Here is a 19,662-nt window from a genome sequence, read left to right on the forward strand (position 1 = left end):
GCGCTTTATCGAGCAATCTGTTGTGCTTGGAAGATTCTTCCCGCTACAGGAAGCCATGCCATGTCCCGTACTCGTGCTGCACTATTTTTCACGATCTGCTTGATCGTCTGGAGTCTTGCCGTGCCCAGTGCCTTTGCCGCCGATAACCCGGCCAATCCGCTGATCACCGATCGCGGCAAGTTCCGTCCGCTGATCCTGATCACGCCGGACATCGATAACGAAGACTACATTCGAATGCGCGAGCAGCTGCAGCGCCATCGAGAGGAGTTCGACGATCGACGAATGGTGCTCTACAGCGTCGAGGGCGGTAACGGTCATCGCGCGGGACGCCCCATGACGAGATTCGAGACTGAGGCACTATTCGAGGCCTTGGAGGTAGACCCCCAGGGGCCGATGAAAGTGATTCTGGTCGGATACGATGGCGGCAAGAAGATGCAGCTCGACGGTTTCGTCGATCCACGTCAGGTGTTCGACATCATCGACAAAATGCCCATGCGGCAGTCGGAACAGCGTCGGACGACGCCTCGCGAAAGTCGTTGATGAGTTCTTCGCGCAACCGTGTCGGTACAACCCCGGAGATGACCGAATCCGAACCTGATCGGCACCTGTGGCTTGCCATGATGCCTGGGGTCTTCGTGCTGCTCTGGAGCACCGGCTTCATCGGCGCCAAGTTCGGCTTGCCCTATGCAGAGCCCTTCACTTTTCTGTTCATCCGCTGTGTTCTGACACTGCTTATCATCATACCGCTGCTGGGATTGCTCAAAGCCCCCTGGCCTTCATCGCCGGTATTATGGGGGCATGCCGCCGTGACCGGCCTGCTGGTCCATGGCGCCTATCTGGGTGGGGTGTTCTATGCCATCTACCTGGGCCTGCCGGCAGGTCTTGCCTCACTGCTGGTCGGACTACAGCCACTGCTCACCGCTGCATTGGCCTTGCCTCTATTGGGCGAACGTCTTTCTTTCTGGCAATGGCTGGGGCTACTGCTGGGCCTGGTCGGCATTACTCTGGTGCTGAGTGGCAAGCTTGCTCCTGGAGAGTCGGGGCTTTTCGAGGGTTTTGGTCTGGGGGCGCTTACCTGCGTATTGGCGGCGCTACTGGGCATCTCCGCAGGCACCCTGTATCAGAAGCGTTTTTGTACCGGCATGCCGCTGCTCGGCGGAAGCACTGCCCAGTACCTGGCCGCCAGCACCCTTTTCGGCGTTGGGGCACTGCTGTTCGAGACCCAAGACGTTACCTGGACGCCCACCTTCGTGGCCACCCTGGCCTGGCTGGTGCTGGGACTCTCGATCGCTGCAATTCTACTGCTGATGGCGCTGATTCGGCGCGGCGCCGCTTCTCGGGTGGCCAGTCTGTTTTACTTGGTGCCGCCACTGACCGCCCTGGAAGCCTGGTGGCTGTTCGACGAGACCTTGAGTCCGGTGGCGCTAATTGGCATGGCGATCGCCATTACCGGGGTTGGCCTGGTAGTGCGTGGCAATCGCCCACCTCGTTGACTATCCTTTGTGTAGAAAAGATCTTAAGTATGCTGAACCGCTACCGATAAAACAGAGACTGGATGGCAACAAGCCTCTAGCGGTAAAGGATCAAGAGAACACTCATGCCCCATTGTGCTCGCGTCAAGGCGCGCTGCGGTCGTTGCGACGGCGACCTGCCCTTCGACTTCACCATGGCATTTCAGCCCATCGTTGATACGCAGCGGGCGCGCATCGTTGCCTATGAAGCATTGGTGCGCGGCGTTCAAGGAGAATCCGCCTACAGCATTTTGTCCCAGGTCACTCCGGAGTTGCTGTATCGCTTCGATCAGGCCTGCCGGGTACGCGCTATCGAACTGGCCAGCGCCCTGGGCATGCAAGAAGCGCTATCGATCAACTTCTTGCCCAACGCCGTCTATGATCCCGAGGCTTGCATACAGGCGACTCTAGAAGTATCAGCCCAGGTTGGCTGGCCCACGGAGCGCCTGATCTTCGAGATCACCGAGACCGAGCGGGTCGCGGATCGTCAGCATCTGCGCAACATCATCGATACCTATCGCAGCATGGGGTTTACCACCGCCATCGACGACTTTGGTACCGGCTACGCCAATCTCGATCTGCTCACCGATCTACAGCCTGACAAACTCAAGATCGATCGCGAACTGATCATGGGCTGCAACCAAGACACCCGCCGCCAGACCCTGATCAAGTCCCTCGTGCTGATGGCCCAAGAACTGTGCATTGGTCTGATCGCCGAAGGGGTGGAGACCCAGGCTGAGGCAATCTGGCTGACACATCAGGGCATTACTCGCCAGCAAGGATTCTACTATGCCCGTCCGGCCCTCGAAGCTCTGTGTTCGGGGCTTGATGACTCGTTATCAAGATTACACGATGCGGCGAACGTATCCCGCTAGCATGGACGTCTTCTTATCAAATGAAGCCGCCATCAGGGCGCCAACAATAGCCAACAATAGCCAACAATAGATAGCGACTACAGACGCTCAAGATAGCGGGTTCCGCCCAGCTGGCGCATTTGCCTGCGAATCCACTGGCTTCGCTGCTGGATGTAGGGAGAAGGATTGGATGCACTCCACTGCCGAGGATTGGGCAGGATGGCGGCCAGATAACTCGCCTGGGAGGCGCTCAAATTCGCCCCGGAAACACCAAAATAATGCCGTGCCGCGGCTTCCAGACCGAATACGCCGCTATCCCACTCGACGATGTTGAGATAGACCTCGAGGATGCGCTCCTTGGGCCACAGCAGCTCGATGAGCAGGGTAAACCATGCCTCCAAACCCTTGCGTAGCCAATTACGCCCCGTCCACAGAAATAGATTCTTGGCGGTCTGCTGGCTGATAGTACTGGCACCGCGCAGGCTATTGCCGGATCGCCAGGCAGATACGGCCTTACGCAGCTGGCCCAGATCGAAACCATGGTGAGCGGGAAACTTCTGATCTTCTGCCGCAATCACGGCAATCTTGGCCTGATCGGACAAGTTGCTCCAGGAAGCCCAGTCCTGGCGAATATTCAGGGATTCTCCCGATATCCAGGACTGCACCTTGCGCTCGACCATCACCATGGAACCGAATACCGGCACCACTCGAAAGATCATTACCAGTAATACGGAAAGGGCCACAAAGCCAACAATGGCAATCAGTGTGTAGCGCAGTAGCCGACGCGGCCAATCCTGGGTCATGCGGTTTCTCTATATTTGTGAAATGACCCAGTATAACAATGCCGCCTCCCCTGGCGGAAAGACGGCATCAAGAACCGCTTGATAGACTTAACTTCCGTTTATCTCAACGGCACGCTCGCATAGGTTGACTCGCCCCGCGCACTGGCGAGCGCCGCGACTGCCCTCGAAATAGGTTCTTTTTCTAACATGTCCGGCACCACCGCCAACCTCCCTTGCTCATCCTGAAGTTCACGACCCGAGCGTGTATACAGACGTTCTTGCCGAGGCGGCACGCCATAAAATTCGCGATAGCACTTCGAGAAGTGCGGCGTGGAGACGAAACCACAGGCGGATGCCACGTCGATGATCGGCATCGACGTCTGCTTCAAGAATTGCCGCGCACGGGTAAGCCGCAGACGCAGATAGTAGCGTGATGGCGAACAATGCAGATACTTTTGAAACAGCCGCTCCAGCTGACGGCGCGAAATGTCGACATAGGCTGCCAATTCATCGAACCCGATGGGCTCCTCTAGATTGGCCTCCATCAATGCGACGATCTCGAGCAACTTGGGCTGGGTAGTGCCCAACATATGTTTGAGCGGCATGCGCTGATGATCTTGCTCGTTACGTACGCGCTCGTAAATGAACATCTCGGAAATCGCCGCAGACAGGTCATGGCCATGATCACGCCCAATCAAGGTGAGCATCATATCCAGGGGCGCGGTACCGCCTGAAGCAGTGAAGCGGTTACGGTCGATGGAAAAGAGTCGAGCAGAGAGTGCAATGCGGGGAAACGCTTCCTTCATGGCGGCCAGACATTCCCAATGAACGCTTGCTTCGAAACCATCAAGCAGTCCAGCCCGGGCCAGGGCCCAGCTGCCGGTGCATACCGCTCCCATGCGACGTAGCTGTCGTGTCTGGGACTGCAGCCAGCTGACGTGTTCCCGGCTGATGCTTCGATTGGCGCCCACGCCACCACATACCACCACCCAGTCCAGGGTCAGGGGAATGGCAATGGACGCATCCGGCGTCACCTGTACACCGTCACTTGCATGGATCGGCAGGCCATCCTGACTCAAGGTATACCAGCGATACAGCTCGCGACCCGCAAGCTGATTGGCCATGCGCAGGGGTTCGATGGCGGATGCCAGCGAAATCAGCGTGAAGTTGTCCAGCAGTAAGAAACCGAGGGTCTGGGGAGTGGCGGTCTTGGGAGCTGCGGGTGCTGCCTTCGTCACGGTAGGCGTCGTCATAGGCCCCTCTCTTGAGGTGTTGCCCTCTATTTGATCAATGAGGGTCTTATTGTGATTGGGTGTCGCTATTTGATCATGCCGATCTCAATATTCACTGTAAGGGCCATGTCGTTTTGCGCCATCAAAATTTCATTTTTTTGATAAGAATGAGAAGTTTTGAGGCAGCCGTGTCGCTAATGAGCCTATGAATGTCGTTTTCAACTCAAAAAGCACCATGAAAAACGACGCTCCTGAAAGCAGGAGCGTCGTTTGCGTGCAAGTCGGCTTTGCGTCTATTGATGTCAGGCTATCTTGAGATGCTTGGCATGATAGCGCAGATGCTCTTCGATGAAGGTGGCGATGAAAAAGTAGCTGTGATCGTAACCAGGCTGACGCCTCAATGTCAGAGGATGATCGCGTTTCTCACAGGCAGCTTCAAGATTCTCTGGCTTCAACTGCTCTTCGAGAAAGTTATCGTCCTCGCCCTGATCGATGAACAGCGGCTGCCGAGAAGCGCCTTTGGCGACCAGCTCGCAGGCATCGTACTGGGTCCACTTGCCGCGATCGTCCCCTAGATAATTGCTGAACGCCTTTTGCCCCCAGGGCACTTCGCTAGGATTGACTACCGGAGAAAACGCCGATACCGAGGCAAAACGCCCCGGCTGGCGCAGCGCCATGATCAAAGCGCCATGACCGCCCATGGAGTGCCCACTGATGGACTCGCGCCCGTTGACCGGGAAGTGCTGGCGTACGACTGAAGCCAACTCCTCATTGACGTAATCGTACATGCGATAGTGCTTAGACCAGGGCTTTTGTGTCGCATTGACATAGAAACCGGCCCCGGAGCCGAAATCGTAACTATCGTGCTCGCCGGGCAGATCCAGCCCTCGCGGACTGGTATCCGGACAGACGATCGCCATGCCAAGCTCCGCGGCCACGCGCTGTGCCCCTGCCTTCTGCATGAAGTTCTCATCAGTACAGGTCAGGCCTGAAAGCCACCACAGCAGCGGCACCTTGCCCTGCTCTGCCTGGGGCGGCAGATAGATCGAAAAGGTCATTTCGCAATCAAGCGCTCGGGCGTGATGTTTGTAGCGCTTGAGCCAACCACCGAAACACTTGTTGGCGGACACCTGCTCTAGGGTTTCGGACATGCTCATGAACGACTCCTTGATCGAAATACTCGCTGTTCGGTTGCAGGCGCTTGTTAATAACTCAGCACGCTGCGAATGCTCTTGCCCTGATGCAGCAGATCGAAGGCTTCGTTGATCTGCTCGAAGGCCATATTCTGAGTAATGAACTCATCGATCTTGACCTTACCGTTCATGTAGTCCTCAACGTAGCCGGGCAATTCGCTACGCCCTTTTACGCCGCCGAAGGCAGAGCCTTTCCAGACTCGGCCAGTGACCAGCTGGAACGGACGCGTGCATATCTCCTCGCCGGCGCCGGCCACGCCGATGATGATCGATTCGCCCCAGCCCTTGTGACAGCACTCCAGGGCCGAGCGCATGACATTGACATTGCCGATGCACTCAAAGGAGTAATCTACGCCGCCATCGGTCATATCGATGAGAACTTGTTGAATGGGATCGCTATAGTCCTTGGGGTTGACGAACTCGGTAGCGCCGAACTTACGAGCCAGCTCGAACTTGTCCGGATTGACATCGATGGCGATGATGCGCTCGGCCTTGGCAATCTGCGCCCCCTGGATGACCGCCAAACCGATGGCACCGAGGCCGAACACAGCAACCGTCGAACCCGGCTCGACCTTGGCGGTATTGCGCACTGCGCCGATACCGGTGGTCACCCCGCAGCCCAGAAGACAGATCTTGTCCATGGGCGCTTCCTTGGAGACCTTCGCCAGAGAGACTTCAGGTACCACGGTGTATTCAGAGAAAGTCGAGCAGCCCATGTAATGATGAAGCTTCTTGCCCTCAAAGGAGAAACGCGTGGTGCCGTCCGGCATCAGGCCCTGACCTTGGGTTGCGCGCACGGCGCTACATAAGTTGGTCTTGCCGGATAGGCAGAACTTGCACTTGCCGCATTCCGCAGTGTAGAGCGGGATCACATGATCGCCAGGCTGCACGCTGGTCACACCTTCGCCGACTTCCTCCACGACTCCGGCGCCCTCGTGGCCAAGCACAGAGGGGAAAAGCCCTTCCGGATCGGCGCCGGATAAGGTGTAGGCATCGGTATGGCATACGCTGGTGGCAACGATGCGTACCAGTACCTCACCCGCTTTGGGGCCTTCAACATCGATTTCAGCAAGCTCCAAAGGCTTACCGGCTTCCAGGGCAATGGCAGCACGGGATTTCATGGCGACTCCTAATGGACGGATTGAACGAACGTCAAATGGATTCGGGTAATCGCTGATCGCTCCGAATCGTTCTCTAGTGTAGGCGAAAACATTATTTGAACAATACAACCCGGTCGATCCGGTAATGGCTCCCGAAGGACAGGCAGGAGTTTACTGGCGACTGTTGAGAAGCTGACGACACCTCGAGCGGTATCGGGCTTATTTGGTGGCCAGACTACTGGACTCGTTCTGGCGCTCCTGTCGCTCAGAATCGTCGAAAAGCGGCCTTAGGCTGTCATTGAGATAGCGATTGTCAAATTCCGCTACTTTCGCCAACGCCTGAGGATCCGGCAAGCACACACGATGACGCTCTCGCAGCACCAGCTTTTGTTCCCGCAGGCTGCTGAAGGTACGACTGACGTGCACTGAACTCAATCCCAAGGCATCACCGATCTGCTCCTGAGAAAGAGGCAGCCGGAAATGTCCGCCGTTGACCGCACAGGTCTGATTAAGGCGCTCATACATTTCATAAATAAAATGCGCCAGACGCTGCTGTGCCGAGCGCCGGGCCAGATTGACCAGGCGCTCGGTCAGCAGTGCCTGTTGGCGGCTGACGATGGCAAACAACACTGCAGTCAGCTTAGTGGAGGTGCGGAAAACTTCCATCAAGCGATGATGGGGAAAATGACAGATCACGCCGTCATCGATCATTGCGAGTCCGGTGAGCCGCTGGGAAAAGGCGAATTCACGCATGCCGATGATATCCCCGGGGAGATACAGCTCGAGAATCTGACGGCTGCCGTCTCCCATGTTGCGGAAAGCGTAGGCCCACCCCTTGCTAATCGTGCAAAATTCCGTCGCCTTATCGCCCTCCTTCCACAGTGTTTGACCGGCTTGCACCTCGACTGGACTCTCCTCGAGCCTGTGCAGCAAGCGCTTGTCCTCTTCCGATAGAGTGCAATAGTTGCTGAAAAGCCGAACGATACAGCTGTCTTCTTTTTCCACGATCAAACCTTCCTCGTCTTGATTGGCAATAGGGAACCTTCATCCCGAGTCTAGAATTCACGAGGTATTTGAATTACCTGCTTAGGCCGCCAAATAGCTTATGTAATTTTTATGGTCGCTTGACAATACTTCAGCAACTTTTTGTCAGCCATTCTACGCCCATCCAGCAGCATCGTATCACCAGTGCCAAAAATAAGCCTAAAGCATTAAAAAAGACGCTCTTCGGAGCGCCTTTATTTAGCAATTTTGTCTAATCAACACTCGATGGTGTTGACCGCTAGCCCCCCGCGAGAGGTTTCCTTGTACTTATCCTGCATGTCACGACCGGTATCGCGCATGGTCCGGATGACCTTGTCCAGGGAAATGAAATGCTCCCCATCACCTCTAAGCGCCATTTGAGCGGCATTGATCGCTTTCATCGACGCCATGGCATTGCGCTCAATGCAGGGAACCTGAACCAGGCCGCCCACCGGATCGCAGGTCAGTCCCAGATTGTGCTCCAGCCCAATTTCCGCAGCGTTTTCGACCTGCCCGGGAGACCCGCCCATGACTTCTGCCAATCCTGCCGCCGCCATGGCGCAGGCGGAACCCACCTCGCCCTGACAGCCCACTTCGGCGCCGGAAATCGAGGCATTTTTCTTGCACAGAACGCCCACGGCTCCTGCGGCCAGCAGGAACTCGACCACGTCTCGCTCACAGGCGTCAGGTTGAAACTTCATATAGTAGTGCAGCACTGCCGGAATGATGCCGGCTGCACCGTTGGTGGGCGCGGTGACCATACGATCGCCAGCGGCGTTCTCTTCGTTGACCGCCAAGGCAAAGACGTTGACCCAATCCATGGCCGAAAAGGTAGAGGTAATCAGACTTGGGCTCTCTTCGACGTTTTGCAGGCGCTGATGCAGCTGCTTGGCCCGGCGCTTGACGTTGAGACCGCCTGGCAGAACACCCTCTTGTTGCACGCCATGATCGACGCAGGCCTTCATGGCCTCCCAGATACGCCACAGCTCGCGGCGAATCTCATCCTCGTCTCGCCAGACTTTTTCGTTCTCCAGCATGATCTCGCTGATACGCATGTTGTGCTTACGACACATGGCCAGCAGTTCTTCCGCATTATTGAAATTGTAGGGCAAGACCGTCGTATCCGTGTCCAGCTCCCCGGCCTGTGCCTGTTCGTCATTGATGACGAAGCCACCGCCTACGGAATAATAGGTATTGCGGTAAAGCTCTTCGTTGTGACCATGGGCGATCAAACGCATGGCATTGGGATGATGAGGCAGATTCTCTTCGAGTAGCTGCATGTCTCGCGCCCAGACGAAAGCTACCGCTAGCCGACCGTCCAACATCAGGGTCTGGGCCTCGAGAAGTTCTTCGATACAGGGATTGATGATGGCGGGATCGATGACGTCCGGACGCTCTCCCATCAAACCCATGATGATGGCACGATCAGTGCCGTGCCCGATGCCCGTGGCGGACAACGACCCATAAAGCTGCACCTCGACGCGAGCCACTCGCTCGAGCATGTCCCGTTCACGCAGCTCTTCGACGAAGTCGTGAGCTGCCCGCATCGGCCCCACGGTATGTGAACTGGACGGGCCGATACCGATCTTGAAAAGGTCGAATACGCTGATAGCCATGATACTTTCCTCACCTTTGTCGCCGATGTACATCGGAAATCGAACCTGCAGAACAGGCTGACTGAGACAACTCGGCTAATTGTGGAATTTAGTTCCAGCCTGCCCAGGTCAACGCGTTAAGGCAATCGAAAATAACTGACCAACAGTTTAGTATAGCTATAGTGAAAACGTCAGACGCTGGGCTCAATACCATTAGAAATTCAAATATGGGCATAAAAATGCGTGTTTCATTACTGCGCTTCACCACCGCTAAACCATGAACCGTTCTCTCAATGGTCAAACCCATGCCTGGCTAAAGGTTTTTGCGGTCAGCGCCCATCATCTCTCCTTCACCCGTGCCGCGGAGGAACTACACGTAACCACTGGGGCGGTGAGTCAACAGATCAAGCAGCTCGAAGAGCGCTTGGGATTCAAGTTGTTCCGTCGCTTGCCGCGCCAGCTGGAACTGACCGATGAAGGGCGCCGCTTGGCGGCGGTGGTCGATGAGGCCTATCAATCCGTGGGACAGGAAGTGCGTCGCTTGCGCAGCGGCGTCATGAGCGGCGTGCTGCGGCTGCGCTCGGTGCCCTCCTTTCTCGACAAATGGTTGATGCCACGCCTGCCTCGGCTACAGGCTCGTTTTCCTGACATCGAGCTGCGTATCATTGCCGAAGACAGCAATATTTCGCTGCGGGCCGGTGAGTTCGATCTGGCGCTGGATCTCAACGATGGACGCTATCCCGGGTTTCATATTACGCCGTTGATGGACGAAGTAATCTTTCCGGTTTGCGCGCCTTCACTACTGCGCGGTAAACCGCCTCTCACTCGACCCGAAGATCTCGCCTGGTATCCTCTATTGCATGATGTTACCGCCTGGCGGGGTAGTCACGATTACGCGGAATGGGAGCACTATCTAAATGCCATCAAGGCCCCACCGATCAATCTGCGTCGCGGCTATACCTTCAATCGCAACCAGCTGACCATTGATGCCGCCATCGCCGGCATGGGGGTGGCCATCGCACGGCGCACTCTGATCACCAACGAACTCAAGACCGGCGCGCTGATCGCCCCTCTTTCGCAGCGGGTCGCAACGGATAAACGCTATGGCATCGTCTATTCTCAAGGCGCGTTGGACGATCGGCGAGTACGCGTCGTACACGATTGGCTGGTGGAAGAAGCCCAGCGCCACAGTGATTATCCGCACTAAGTATTTAAAGAAGTTGTGCAGCGACTGGGGTAAAATAGCTCGCTAACTAGTTAGTATCGAAAGGACTCGAATGACCCCAACATCTTTTCCGGGCCAGATAGGCTTTCGCTTCCTGTGCCTACGTGGCATCACCTACATTCTTCTGGTCACCGCCGTGATGCAGGGCGTATTTTACGAAACCGCTTCCCGGGCCGGAGGTCGTTTCACAGAGTACGGCATTACTGAAATAGCGCAGTCGCTGTTTTTGCTGATGGCGATAGTATTGGCCATCGTTGCAAGGATGATCGATCGAACCCTTGTGTCTCAGGTGAGCTTGCTGCTGATTGGTTTACTGGGCGCATCGCTCATTCGAGAACAAGACACCTGGCTCGACAAGCATGTCTTCGATGGTGCCTGGCAAATGCTGGTTGGTTTACTCGCAATACCCATTTTATTCATGGTGATTCGCAAGCGAAAAACCTTTGCCCTTCAAATGGAACGCTTGGCCAATACCTTCGCTTTCGGCATGTTCGCTGCCGGTTTTCTAACGGTCTATGTCTTTTCCAGGCTTTTTGGCAGAAGCGAGATGTGGAAAGCCGTTCTCGGTGAGCACTACCTGCGTATTTTCAAGGACGCAGTCGAAGAGACCGCCGAGCTGTTCGGCTATACCTTACTGCTGATCGCCATGTTCGAACTCGTGTTACTGATTCGTCGCTGGCAACGCGCGTCGGTAGCCCGTTGACGTTTTGAACGGTTTTGCTGTCCTTGACATGAAAAGCCAATGGCAGCACCAACGACACCGCCCGCGGTTTTATCCGCGGGCGGTGTCGTTTTATATCCACTTCAAGCCCTGAATTCAGAAGTCTGTGCTCTTTTTAACCTACTCGTCGAGAAAAGAGCGCAGCGGTTCGGAGCGGGAGGGATGACGCAGTTTACGCAGCGCCTTGGCTTCGATCTGACGAATACGTTCGCGGGTCACGTCAAACTGTTTGCCGACCTCCTCGAGGGTGTGATCGGTATTCATATCGATGCCGAAACGCATGCGCAACACCTTGGCTTCCCGAGCAGTCAAGCCGCCTAGCACGTTACGGGTCGCCTCTATCAGGCCCTCGCCGGTGGCGGAATCGATAGGCAGCAGCATGGAGCCATCTTCGATGAAATCCCCCAGATGCGAGTCATCGTCATCACCGATGGGCGTTTCCATGGAAATCGGCTCCTTGGCGATCTTGAGCACCTTGCGCACTTTGTCCTCAGGCATTTCAAGGCGCTCGCCAAGTTCTTCCGGAGTGGGTTCGCGCCCCATCTCCTGCAGCATTTGACGAGACACACGATTGAGCTTGTTGATGGTCTCGATCATGTGCACCGGAATACGAATGGTGCGGGCCTGATCCGCAATCGAGCGGGTAATCGCCTGACGAATCCACCAGGTGGCATAGGTGGAGAACTTGTAGCCCCGCCGGTATTCAAATTTATCCACCGCCTTCATCAGACCGATGTTGCCTTCCTGAATCAGGTCAAGGAACTGCAGCCCCCGATTTGTGTATTTCTTGGCAATCGAGATCACCAGGCGCAGGTTGGCCTCGACCATCTCCTTCTTGGCTCGGCGCGCCTTGGCTTCACCAATGGACAAGCGGCGATTGACTTCCTTGATTTCGGCGACGGTCAATTGACTCAATTGCTCTTCGAACGCAATCTTGCGTTGAGCGCGCTTGATATCATCACGAAACACCTCGAGCTTATCGGCATGCTTGGTGTTCTTGGCCAGGAATTCATCAAGCCACTCCGCGTTGGATTCATTACCCGGAAATGACTTGATGAAGGTCTTGCGTGGCACCTTGCCTCGCTTGACAAAAACTTGAAGGATCGTCTTTTCCTGCGTCCGCACCTGATCGACGCTGATACGCACCTGACCAACCAGCCGTTCGAAGTGCTTGGGTACCAATTTGATAGGGGAGAACAGCTCGGCTAAACGTGTCTGCTCCGCACGCCCTTCCGGCGACTTGGGCCCATGTTTCTCGAAAGCGGCTTTGGTTGCGGCATTCTGCTCGCGAATCTGCTCGAAACGCGCCTTGGCCTCTTCTGGATCGGGACCGCCGACACTCTCTTCTTCGGCTTCCTCATCGTCCTCGGCATCCTCGTCACCTTCCGCGTCCTCATCGCTGGCAACGGGTTCTTCTTCCGGCACCTCGGCCTCGGCAACCCCCGGGATACCTTCGTCGGGATCGATGAACCCGGAGAACAGATCCGATAGACGCCCCGGCGCCTCTTCGTCCTGAGTGGCGTCATAGGCGTCGAGAATGGATTCCACCGCACCGGGCAGATAGGCCAGCGCGGACATCACTTCCCGAGTGCCTTCTTCGATACGCTTGGCGATCGCGATCTCGCCTTCTCGCGTCAGCAGCTCCACGGTACCCATTTCGCGCATGTACATGCGCACCGGATCCGTCGTCCGGCCGACATCGCTTTCCACCGCAGCCAATGCCGCCACGGCTTCCTCGGCGGCCTGCTCGTCGGTGGATTGATCGGACATCATCAACGTGTCTTCATCAGGGGCTACTTCAACGACACTGATTCCCATGTCGTTGATCATGCCGATGATGTCTTCTACTTGATCCGGATCGGCGATATCCTCGGGAAGATGATCGTTGACCTCGGAGTAGGTTAGATACCCTTGCTCCTTGCCCCGTGCGATCAACTCCTTCAAACGCGATTGCTGTTGCGCATTTCCAGCCATAGAGACCCTATCTCGACGAAGAGGAATGAAACACCCGGATGAACCAATAGCCAGAATTCGATTAGCCGCGAATTATAGCGGCTAACATAACCAGCCCACCAGTATCCTGTTTGCACCTTCATCCAGGTGTGTTAATTTGATCAGTTGCGTTTATCAATATTGCCTTTAGATGGTGGCGATCAAGCATAATTCAACCCATTCAATGCTCGCCTGCATCGTTACCTTTCAGCAGCATCAACAATTTCATCAAACGCTGTTTCTCTTCCCTGGATAGTTTCTCGCCGTCCTTTTCCCTGGCCAGCAATGTGTCATATTCATTTTGCGGAGAACTGCGGTATAAATGCCGCTTGAAGTACTCGATCAGTCCATCCAGCTCCGCTGCCCTGGCAGCTTTCGGTATCAACAGTTCGCGTTGCGCCAATGTTTCCAGACGGCTGCCTTCATGAGTCCCGTGAAAATGCGCGAGCAAGACTTGAGAGCTACGATACCGCCCTGCTCGCAGTAATCGGATCACCTCACAGCATAGCGCACCATCGTCTTTGTCGATGCACCAGTCCAACGTATCCGGCAAACGCTCTACCAATTCTGGCTCATATAACAACAACTGCAAGGTGCGGGCCATGAGACTCAGCGGCCCATTACGTTCACGTTGTCGCCCAGTCGCCGAGGATGCACTGGCCTGGGACTCATGAGAAGTGCCCGTAGCCGACGCTTTCATGTCACTCAGAGCCTGCTTCCTGGGTGTTTCCTTAGCCTCTAGAAGCGCTTGAAAACGACTCTGTTCGACGCCGGTCCGGTTGGAGAGTTCTCGCAACAACAATGACTTGAGAACACCCTCCGGAAGCTGACCCAAGGAGGTGAGCACGCGACTGACGAAACGCTCACGATCTTCGACCTGCTGCAAGTTGCGCCCTTTTGCGGCCTGATCGAACAGAAACTCCGACAAGGGGCTGGCACAGGTGATGCGATCGTTGAAAGCGTCAGAACCTTCGCGTCGAACAAGCGTATCCGGGTCTTCTCCTTCCGGTAGAAACAGGAAACGTGCCTGGCGACCGTCGATCATCTGAGGCAATACCGTGTCCAGTGCGCGCAGTGCCGCCTGCCGTCCCGCATTGTCGCCATCGAAACAGAACACGACTTCATTGACCAGTCGAAACAGACGCTTGAGATGCTCTTCGCTGGTAGAGGTGCCCAAGGTCGCTACCGCATTGCGGATACCGAACTGCGCTAGGGCCACCACATCCATGTACCCTTCGACGATCACCAAGCGCTCGAGCTGCCGGTTGGCCTTACGCGCCTCATAAAGACCGTAAAGCTCTCGTCCCTTATGAAAAACCGGCGTTTCCGGAGAGTTGAGATACTTGGGTTTGGCATCTCCCAGTACGCGGCCGCCAAACGCAATCGTGCGCCCCTTGAAATCCCTGATCGGAAACATCACCCGATCGCGAAAACGATCGTAGCTGCGCCCGCTATCTTCATGCTGTACCAGCAGGCCATATTCAACCTGCACTGTTTCGGAAACACCCTGTCCTACAAGATGCCGCTTGAGCGCATCCCAGGCAGACGGCGCATAGCCTACGCCAAAATCCTTGAGCACATCCTGTGATAGCCCGCGCTGCTCCAGATAGGAGCGCGCCTCCTTGCCTTCCGCCATGGGCAAACGCTCACGAAAAAAGCTTGCCGCCAACTCGAGCAGATTGACGCCTTCCTTGCGCTTCTTCTCGCGCTCTTGAACCCGAGGATCGTCGGCGCCCTCTCGGGGAACCTCGAGCCCCAGGCGGGACGCGAGCTGTTCCACTGCCTCGGGAAAAGGCAAATTGTCGTACTCCATCAGAAAGCGCAGGGCATTACCGCCTACCCCACAGCCAAAACAGTGATAGAACTGTTTGTCTTGACTGACAGAGAACGACGGTGATTTTTCCTGGTGAAAAGGACAGAGCCCGGTGTAGTTACGGCCTGACTTTTTCAACTGCACCCGATCACTCACGACCTCGACCACGTCGATACGGGCAAGTAGATCGTCGATGAAGCTTTGAGGAATCTGGCCAGCCATAGGCTTAGGAGAACCCGAAAGGCGTGAAAAGGGAGGCGTGAAAAAAGCGTACTTACAAAAACAAACGGCCACCGAATGGTAGCCGCTTGGCATCCCTCTGAGGTAGCAAGCTACCCCCAGTACGGATCAATACATCCGTTCGAAACGCTTACGCTCACGCTGCAGCTTCTTCGCGTGACGCTTGACCGCTGCCGCCGCTTTACGCTTGCGTACCGCAGTCGGCTTTTCGTAGTTCTCGCGACGACGTACTTCAGACAGTACACCGGCTTTCTCGCAGGAACGCTTGAAACGGCGCAAAGCGACGTCGAACGGCTCGTTATCGCGTACTTTGACAGAAGGCATTAAGCACTCACCTACCTTGAAATCATGAGTTCGGTTTGACGTGCATCAGTTGGGCGCCGCTTGACATTATATGTTCTCGACTACCGAAGCAGCAGACGACAAATACAGATGCAAAGAATGATACATCGACACCGGGATACACGACCCAGTTTTGCAGAGCAGAGTATTTTAGTCCTCGCCATGATGCTTTGCAAATCGATTTGCCCACACCCCTGCCGGCTGCAGTCCAAAAGCCGTACCATAGGCGTTTTCAAGAACCTAAGAGCCAACACGATGCGCGTACTGGGGATCGAGACCTCCTGCGACGAAACCGGTGTCGCACTTTTTGATACGGATCACGGACTACTAGCGGATGCTCTTTACAGCCAGATCGTTATGCACGCCGACTATGGCGGCGTGGTTCCTGAGCTGGCCTCCCGGGATCATACCCGCAAACTGCTGCCCTTGGTTCAGCAAGTGCTCGATGAGGCAGGGCTCGCTCGACGCGATCTCGACGGCATTGCCTATACTGCCGGGCCCGGTCTGGTTGGCGCCCTGATGGTTGGCGCATCCACGGCTCACGGCATGGCCAAAGCCCTATCCATTCCGGTACTCGGGGTGCATCACATGGAAGGACACCTGCTCGCCCCCATGCTCGAAGATGAACCGCCCGAGTTCCCCTTCGTCGCGCTGCTAGTGTCCGGCGGCCACACCCAGCTGGTGGCAGTGCAAGGTCTGGGTCAGTATCGATTGCTGGGCGAGTCCGTGGATGACGCCGCCGGCGAAGCCTTCGACAAGGCTGCCAAGATGCTCGAGCTTGCCTATCCGGGTGGCCCGGAGGTAGCGCGTCTCGCTCAGCAAGGCGATCCGAAACGCTTCCGCTTCCCGCGCCCGATGACCGATCGCCCTGGGCTCGATTTCAGCTTCTCCGGCCTCAAGACTCACACTCTCACCACCGTCAATGGCCTGCGCAGTATCGGCGAACTCAATGAACAAGGGCGTGCAGACGTTGCCCGCGCCTTTGAAGATGCGGTCGTGGATACGCTGGTCATCAAGTGTCGGCGCGCGCTGGATCAGACGGGGCTTAAGCGCCTGGTGGTAGCCGGCGGCGTCAGCGCCAATACGCGACTGCGCGAACGCCTGGCCATCGAAGTAGGCAAGCGCGGCGCTCGGGCCTACTATCCGCGCGGACGTTTTTGTACCGACAACGGGGCAATGATCGCCTATGTGGGCGCGCAGCGCCTGCTGGCGGGAGAACGTGACGACTCTGCCATGAAAGCGGTACCCCGTTGGCCGCTGGATAGCCTAGCAGTCCCGGCTGCTTGATCGCACAAAAACCAGGTTTTATCTGAAAAGTCAGCGAGCGCAGGTACTTTTCGGGCAAAGCCTAGCCGCCCGGGAATCTCGGTTCACTCCCCTCCCCCAGCCGCTGAATGTTCCAGACATGGCGCACCAGCACCAGCAGCGTGAAAGCGATGATGACCCATACATAGTCGTGAGCAAGCCAGACGCTTGCCAAGGGCGCCAGGGCAGCGCTGGCAAGGGAGGCGATCGCGGCGGTACGCACCCGCCAGGCAAGCAGTGTCCAGCAGGCGGCGCATATCAGGGCCACCGGGGGTGTCAGTACCAGCAGCACGCCGAAGGCGCTGGCGACCGCCTTGCCTCCCCGGAAACGATGCCAGACAGGATAGCTATGCCCTAGTAGCACGCTGAAACCCACCAGCCCCTGAACCCAGATCGGCAGCCCGCTGTTCTTGGCCAACCATAATGCCGGCATGCCCTTGAGGGCATCGAAGGCCAGTGTCGCCAGCGCCAGTCGCTTGCCATACAGTCGCAGCACATTGGAAAATCCCGGGTTGCGAGAGCCTCTCAAGCGCGGGTCTGTGACGCCTGCCAGACGGCATAGCCATACTGCCCCCAGACAGGCAGCACAGAGATAGCCCATTGCCATTAAAAAGATGGCCTGCAGCGCGGCAGACGTAGCAAGCGAGGAAAACGACATAAGATCTTCGCTAACAAAGCGGAATCATGATTCTGCCAGCTCGCTGCCGTAGAATCGAAAAATCATACATTTTCAGGGAAGCGTCATGGATTGCGTGCTGATCGAGGGATTGCGGGTCGAGACCGTCATTGGAGCCTACGACTGGGAGCGCAGCATTCGTCAGCTTCTGGTGCTGGATCTGGAACTGGCAACCGACATCCGCCCTGCTGCAGAAAACGACGACCTGTCCAAGGCTCTGGACTATGCGGCCATCAGCACTCGCATCGATGAGTTCGCCAGGGCCAGTCATTTCGAACTGGTGGAAACCTTCGCCGAGCGGCTGGCTGCCCTGTTGCGTCAGGAGTTCAACATCTCCTGGCTGCGCCTGACCCTACGCAAGCCTGGCGCCGTAAGCCAAGCCACCGCCGTCGGGGTACGTATCGAGCGCGGCCAGCGCTAATGGCGCAAGTCATCGTTGGCATCGGCAGCCATGTCGATCGAGAACATCACATCAAGACCTGCCTGGACGCCCTGGAAGCCGAGTTCGGCGAGTTGCGTATTTCCCGAATTTTCAGCGGCCAGTTCGAAATCACGTCTGAAGACGACTACATGGCCACCGAAGCGCGCCATGCTGTCCATAATCTGGTGGTGCCTTCGAAAGCCAGGCTTCCGTCGGCGATTTGAAAGCGTGGTGCAAGAACGTGGAGCGGACCAATGGCCGAACCGATAAAGGCCCGGTGACCCTGGATATCGATCTACTCAGCGTGGGCGACCTTGCTGGTGTCATCGATGGAGTAAGCTTACCCCATGAGGATATTCTACGCCGCGCCTTCGTGCTCAAGCCGCTGGCGGAACTGCTGCCTCGGGAGTGCCACCCGGTTACCGGCCAACGCTATGCCGAGCTTTGGGCCCACTTCCACTCAGGAGATCAGTGCCTACGTCCGGTGGACTTCAGCTGGCGGGGAAGCGTAATTTCCAGGGCGAACTAGAGCGGCAGGTTTGAAGCCATCGTCAATCCGCCTCGTTCGAGCTTGCACCTCTCTCCTTTACAAGCTGCGCCATCAGCTCCGCTGCGGGCAGCTCCCGGGCCAAGGGTGCGCCTTGTCCGGCCCACTGGGCGGCAAATTCATGGTTCCCGTGCTTGGTGGCGGCCGCATTGAGCCGCTTGGTCGCGTCATAGGCGACCGGATAGTCCGCGGGAGACGGACTGCCCTCTGCTTCACCGAACGAGATCAGACGATTGGTCATGCCCCGGGCGGCTCGCCCGGATAGAACCCTGGTCAGGTGTGTCTGTGTGGCTCGTTCGCTTTTCAGGTTCTCGCGATAGGCGTCATTCGCCGAGGACTCCGGGCACAAGACGAACGCCGTGCCAAGCTGGGCGGCCGCCGCACCGAGTTCCAGCACGGATTTCACGCCCTGACCATCCATGATGCCGCCTGCGGCGATAACAGGGAGCCTCGTGTGCTGCAACAGCAGACGCACAAGCACCATCGTGCTCAGGCCCTCGTCCGTTGCCTTGGGATCGAACATGCCTCGATGCCCGCCGGCCTCGATACCCTGGGCCACGATGGCATCGATTCCTGCTTCTTCTATTCTTCTGGCCTCATGAAGACAGGTGGCCGTTGCCATCATGTAGATACCTGCCTCGCGCAGTGCGTCGATACGCTCGCGTGAAGGCAGGCCGAAATGAAAGCTGACTACGGCGGGCTTGAGGTCGAGCAGCATCTCGAAGGTATCGCTGTCCTCGAGAAAGGACGTGTAGATTTCATCGAGGGTGTCGGGTACTTCCGCGCCGACCTCGGCGAACAGCGGCGCAAGATAGTGAAGCCAGGCAGCCTCGGCTTTCGCGTCTCGACGGGCTGGCGCATGACAGAACAGATTTACATTGAACGGTCGTTCAGTCAGCGCCCGGATCTCTTCGATCACCTGCCGGGCCTTGGCAGCGTTACTGGCCCCGATCCCCAGGGACCCCAGGCCACCGGCATTGGAAACCGCCGCCGCCAATGCAGGTGTGGCAACGCCCGCCATGGGTGCTTGAATGATGGGATGGCGGATACCCAAACGTTCGAGAAATTGACTGGAGGATTGCATGGCGAC

General features: G+C 56.7%; 20 protein-coding genes. 9 read left to right on the top strand and 11 right to left on the bottom strand.

All coding sequences use genetic code 11. From position 1 onward, the window contains the following. Nucleotides 1-60 precede the first annotated feature (60 nt). The 3 genes from CH74_RS02675 (at nt 61) to CH74_RS02685 (ending at nt 2,386) form a co-directional block, all read left to right on the top strand. On the top strand, nt 61-540 hold the full coding sequence (locus CH74_RS02675) for a DUF4174 domain-containing protein (protein ID WP_048305933.1): 480 nt from the start codon (nt 61-63) through the stop codon (nt 538-540). A gap of 38 nt (nt 541-578) precedes the next feature. Then, nucleotides 579-1,493: a DMT family transporter gene (locus tag CH74_RS02680; protein ID WP_048306006.1), complete on the top strand. Its 915-nt coding sequence runs from the start codon at nt 579-581 to the stop codon at nt 1,491-1,493. A 104-nt stretch (nt 1,494-1,597) separates the two neighbouring features. Next, nucleotides 1,598-2,386 carry an EAL domain-containing protein gene (locus CH74_RS02685; RefSeq protein ID WP_048305934.1) on the top strand — a complete coding sequence of 263 codons (789 nt, stop codon included), beginning with the start codon at nt 1,598-1,600 and terminating at the stop codon, nt 2,384-2,386. Between the two features lie 77 nt (nt 2,387-2,463). Here CH74_RS02685 and mtgA read toward each other — a convergent pair whose 3' ends face one another. From mtgA to CH74_RS02715, 6 genes are all read right to left on the bottom strand, one after another. After that, a complete protein-coding gene (gene mtgA / locus CH74_RS02690; protein ID WP_048305936.1) occupies nt 2,464-3,168 on the bottom strand; it encodes a monofunctional biosynthetic peptidoglycan transglycosylase in 705 nt (234 codons plus the stop codon). A gap of 98 nt (nt 3,169-3,266) precedes the next feature. Further along, entirely contained in the window at nt 3,267-4,400 is a 1,134-nt protein-coding gene (locus CH74_RS02695; RefSeq protein ID WP_048305938.1) for a GlxA family transcriptional regulator, read from the bottom strand. A gap of 281 nt (nt 4,401-4,681) precedes the next feature. Continuing rightward, nucleotides 4,682-5,536: an S-formylglutathione hydrolase gene (gene fghA / locus CH74_RS02700; protein ID WP_048305939.1), complete on the bottom strand. Its 855-nt coding sequence runs from the start codon at nt 5,534-5,536 to the stop codon at nt 4,682-4,684. Nucleotides 5,537-5,583: 47 nt separating this feature from the next. Next, the gene (locus CH74_RS02705; RefSeq protein WP_048305940.1) at nt 5,584-6,693 is read right to left on the bottom strand and encodes an S-(hydroxymethyl)glutathione dehydrogenase/class III alcohol dehydrogenase; all 1,110 of its coding nucleotides are present in this window, start codon (nt 6,691-6,693) and stop codon (nt 5,584-5,586) included. Nucleotides 6,694-6,891: 198 nt separating this feature from the next. Beyond that, the gene (locus tag CH74_RS02710) at nt 6,892-7,677 is read right to left on the bottom strand and encodes a Crp/Fnr family transcriptional regulator (protein WP_048306007.1); all 786 of its coding nucleotides are present in this window, start codon (nt 7,675-7,677) and stop codon (nt 6,892-6,894) included. A 254-nt stretch (nt 7,678-7,931) separates the two neighbouring features. Then, nucleotides 7,932-9,311: an L-serine ammonia-lyase gene (locus tag CH74_RS02715; protein ID WP_048306008.1), complete on the bottom strand. Its 1,380-nt coding sequence runs from the start codon at nt 9,309-9,311 to the stop codon at nt 7,932-7,934. Between the two features lie 256 nt (nt 9,312-9,567). On the opposite strand from CH74_RS02715, the gene CH74_RS02720 reads away from it, so the two are divergent. Then, nucleotides 9,568-10,497 (top strand): LysR substrate-binding domain-containing protein, encoded by a 930-nt coding sequence (locus tag CH74_RS02720; RefSeq protein ID WP_048305941.1) that lies wholly within the window; start codon nt 9,568-9,570, stop codon nt 10,495-10,497. A gap of 70 nt (nt 10,498-10,567) precedes the next feature. Then, nucleotides 10,568-11,218, top strand: coding sequence for a hypothetical protein (locus tag CH74_RS02725; RefSeq protein ID WP_048305942.1), 651 nt, complete (start codon nt 10,568-10,570; stop codon nt 11,216-11,218). Between the two features lie 138 nt (nt 11,219-11,356). Here CH74_RS02725 and rpoD read toward each other — a convergent pair whose 3' ends face one another. The 3 genes from rpoD to rpsU all read right to left on the bottom strand — a co-directional run bounded on the left by rpoD (nt 11,357) and on the right by rpsU (nt 15,605). Beyond that, entirely contained in the window at nt 11,357-13,210 is a 1,854-nt protein-coding gene (gene rpoD, locus CH74_RS02730; protein WP_048305944.1) for an RNA polymerase sigma factor RpoD, read from the bottom strand. 199 nt (nt 13,211-13,409) lie between these two features. Then, nucleotides 13,410-15,263, bottom strand: a complete 1,854-nt coding sequence (dnaG, locus tag CH74_RS02735; protein WP_048305946.1) for a DNA primase — start codon at nt 15,261-15,263, stop codon at nt 13,410-13,412. Between the two features lie 126 nt (nt 15,264-15,389). Next, the gene (rpsU, locus tag CH74_RS02740; RefSeq protein WP_048305947.1) at nt 15,390-15,605 is read right to left on the bottom strand and encodes a 30S ribosomal protein S21; all 216 of its coding nucleotides are present in this window, start codon (nt 15,603-15,605) and stop codon (nt 15,390-15,392) included. Nucleotides 15,606-15,878: 273 nt separating this feature from the next. Here rpsU and tsaD point away from each other — a divergent pair, with 273 nt between their 5' ends. Further along, nucleotides 15,879-16,910, top strand: a complete 1,032-nt coding sequence (tsaD, locus tag CH74_RS02745) for a tRNA (adenosine(37)-N6)-threonylcarbamoyltransferase complex transferase subunit TsaD (protein ID WP_048305948.1) — start codon at nt 15,879-15,881, stop codon at nt 16,908-16,910. A gap of 61 nt (nt 16,911-16,971) precedes the next feature. Here the strand turns inward: tsaD and plsY are convergent, their stop codons facing one another. Further along, on the bottom strand, nt 16,972-17,586 hold the full coding sequence (gene plsY / locus CH74_RS02750) for a glycerol-3-phosphate 1-O-acyltransferase PlsY (RefSeq protein ID WP_082140261.1): 615 nt from the start codon (nt 17,584-17,586) through the stop codon (nt 16,972-16,974). A gap of 85 nt (nt 17,587-17,671) precedes the next feature. Here plsY and folB point away from each other — a divergent pair, with 85 nt between their 5' ends. From folB to CH74_RS19275, 3 genes are read left to right on the top strand one after another with little or no spacing between them, the layout of a single operon-like run. Next, nucleotides 17,672-18,025, top strand: coding sequence for a dihydroneopterin aldolase (gene folB / locus CH74_RS02755; protein WP_048305950.1), 354 nt, complete (start codon nt 17,672-17,674; stop codon nt 18,023-18,025). After that, nucleotides 18,025-18,249: a hypothetical protein gene (locus tag CH74_RS19270; protein WP_253272911.1), complete on the top strand. Its 225-nt coding sequence runs from the start codon at nt 18,025-18,027 to the stop codon at nt 18,247-18,249. Before folB ends, CH74_RS19270 begins: the two co-directional genes overlap by 1 nt. 17 nt (nt 18,250-18,266) lie before the next feature. Continuing rightward, nucleotides 18,267-18,554: a 2-amino-4-hydroxy-6-hydroxymethyldihydropteridine diphosphokinase gene (locus CH74_RS19275; RefSeq protein ID WP_253272912.1), complete on the top strand. Its 288-nt coding sequence runs from the start codon at nt 18,267-18,269 to the stop codon at nt 18,552-18,554. A 22-nt stretch (nt 18,555-18,576) separates the two neighbouring features. Here the strand turns inward: CH74_RS19275 and CH74_RS02765 are convergent, their stop codons facing one another. Continuing rightward, complete coding sequence (locus CH74_RS02765; RefSeq protein WP_048305951.1) at nt 18,577-19,656, bottom strand: nitronate monooxygenase family protein; 1,080 nt, start codon at nt 19,654-19,656, stop codon at nt 18,577-18,579. Nucleotides 19,657-19,662: the final 6 nt, after the last annotated feature.

It is taken from the genome of Halomonas sp. PR-M31 (assembly GCF_001039575.1).
Classification (GTDB): domain Bacteria; phylum Pseudomonadota; class Gammaproteobacteria; order Pseudomonadales; family Halomonadaceae; genus Modicisalibacter.

Excerpts from the sequence above, each read along its gene's own strand:
- CH74_RS02675 (WP_048305933.1), top strand. The coding sequence starts at position 61 with ATGTCCCGTACTCGTGCTGCACTATTTTTCACGATCTGCTTGATCGTC.
- CH74_RS02680 (WP_048306006.1), top strand. The coding sequence starts at position 579 with ATGACCGAATCCGAACCTGATCGGCACCTGTGGCTTGCCATGATGCCT.
- CH74_RS02685 (WP_048305934.1), top strand. The coding sequence starts at position 1,598 with ATGCCCCATTGTGCTCGCGTCAAGGCGCGCTGCGGTCGTTGCGACGGC.
- mtgA (WP_048305936.1), bottom strand. The coding sequence starts at position 3,168 with ATGACCCAGGATTGGCCGCGTCGGCTACTGCGCTACACACTGATTGCC.
- CH74_RS02695 (WP_048305938.1), bottom strand. The coding sequence starts at position 4,400 with ATGACGACGCCTACCGTGACGAAGGCAGCACCCGCAGCTCCCAAGACC.
- fghA (WP_048305939.1), bottom strand. The coding sequence starts at position 5,536 with ATGAGCATGTCCGAAACCCTAGAGCAGGTGTCCGCCAACAAGTGTTTC.
- CH74_RS02705 (WP_048305940.1), bottom strand. The coding sequence starts at position 6,693 with ATGAAATCCCGTGCTGCCATTGCCCTGGAAGCCGGTAAGCCTTTGGAG.
- CH74_RS02715 (WP_048306008.1), bottom strand. The coding sequence starts at position 9,311 with ATGGCTATCAGCGTATTCGACCTTTTCAAGATCGGTATCGGCCCGTCC.
- CH74_RS02720 (WP_048305941.1), top strand. The coding sequence starts at position 9,568 with ATGAACCGTTCTCTCAATGGTCAAACCCATGCCTGGCTAAAGGTTTTT.
- CH74_RS02725 (WP_048305942.1), top strand. The coding sequence starts at position 10,568 with ATGACCCCAACATCTTTTCCGGGCCAGATAGGCTTTCGCTTCCTGTGC.
- rpoD (WP_048305944.1), bottom strand. The coding sequence starts at position 13,210 with ATGGCTGGAAATGCGCAACAGCAATCGCGTTTGAAGGAGTTGATCGCA.
- dnaG (WP_048305946.1), bottom strand. The coding sequence starts at position 15,263 with ATGGCTGGCCAGATTCCTCAAAGCTTCATCGACGATCTACTTGCCCGT.
- rpsU (WP_048305947.1), bottom strand. The coding sequence starts at position 15,605 with ATGCCTTCTGTCAAAGTACGCGATAACGAGCCGTTCGACGTCGCTTTG.
- tsaD (WP_048305948.1), top strand. The coding sequence starts at position 15,879 with ATGCGCGTACTGGGGATCGAGACCTCCTGCGACGAAACCGGTGTCGCA.
- plsY (WP_082140261.1), bottom strand. The coding sequence starts at position 17,586 with ATGTCGTTTTCCTCGCTTGCTACGTCTGCCGCGCTGCAGGCCATCTTT.
- folB (WP_048305950.1), top strand. The coding sequence starts at position 17,672 with ATGGATTGCGTGCTGATCGAGGGATTGCGGGTCGAGACCGTCATTGGA.
- CH74_RS19270 (WP_253272911.1), top strand. The coding sequence starts at position 18,025 with ATGGCGCAAGTCATCGTTGGCATCGGCAGCCATGTCGATCGAGAACAT.
- CH74_RS02765 (WP_048305951.1), bottom strand. The coding sequence starts at position 19,656 with ATGCAATCCTCCAGTCAATTTCTCGAACGTTTGGGTATCCGCCATCCC.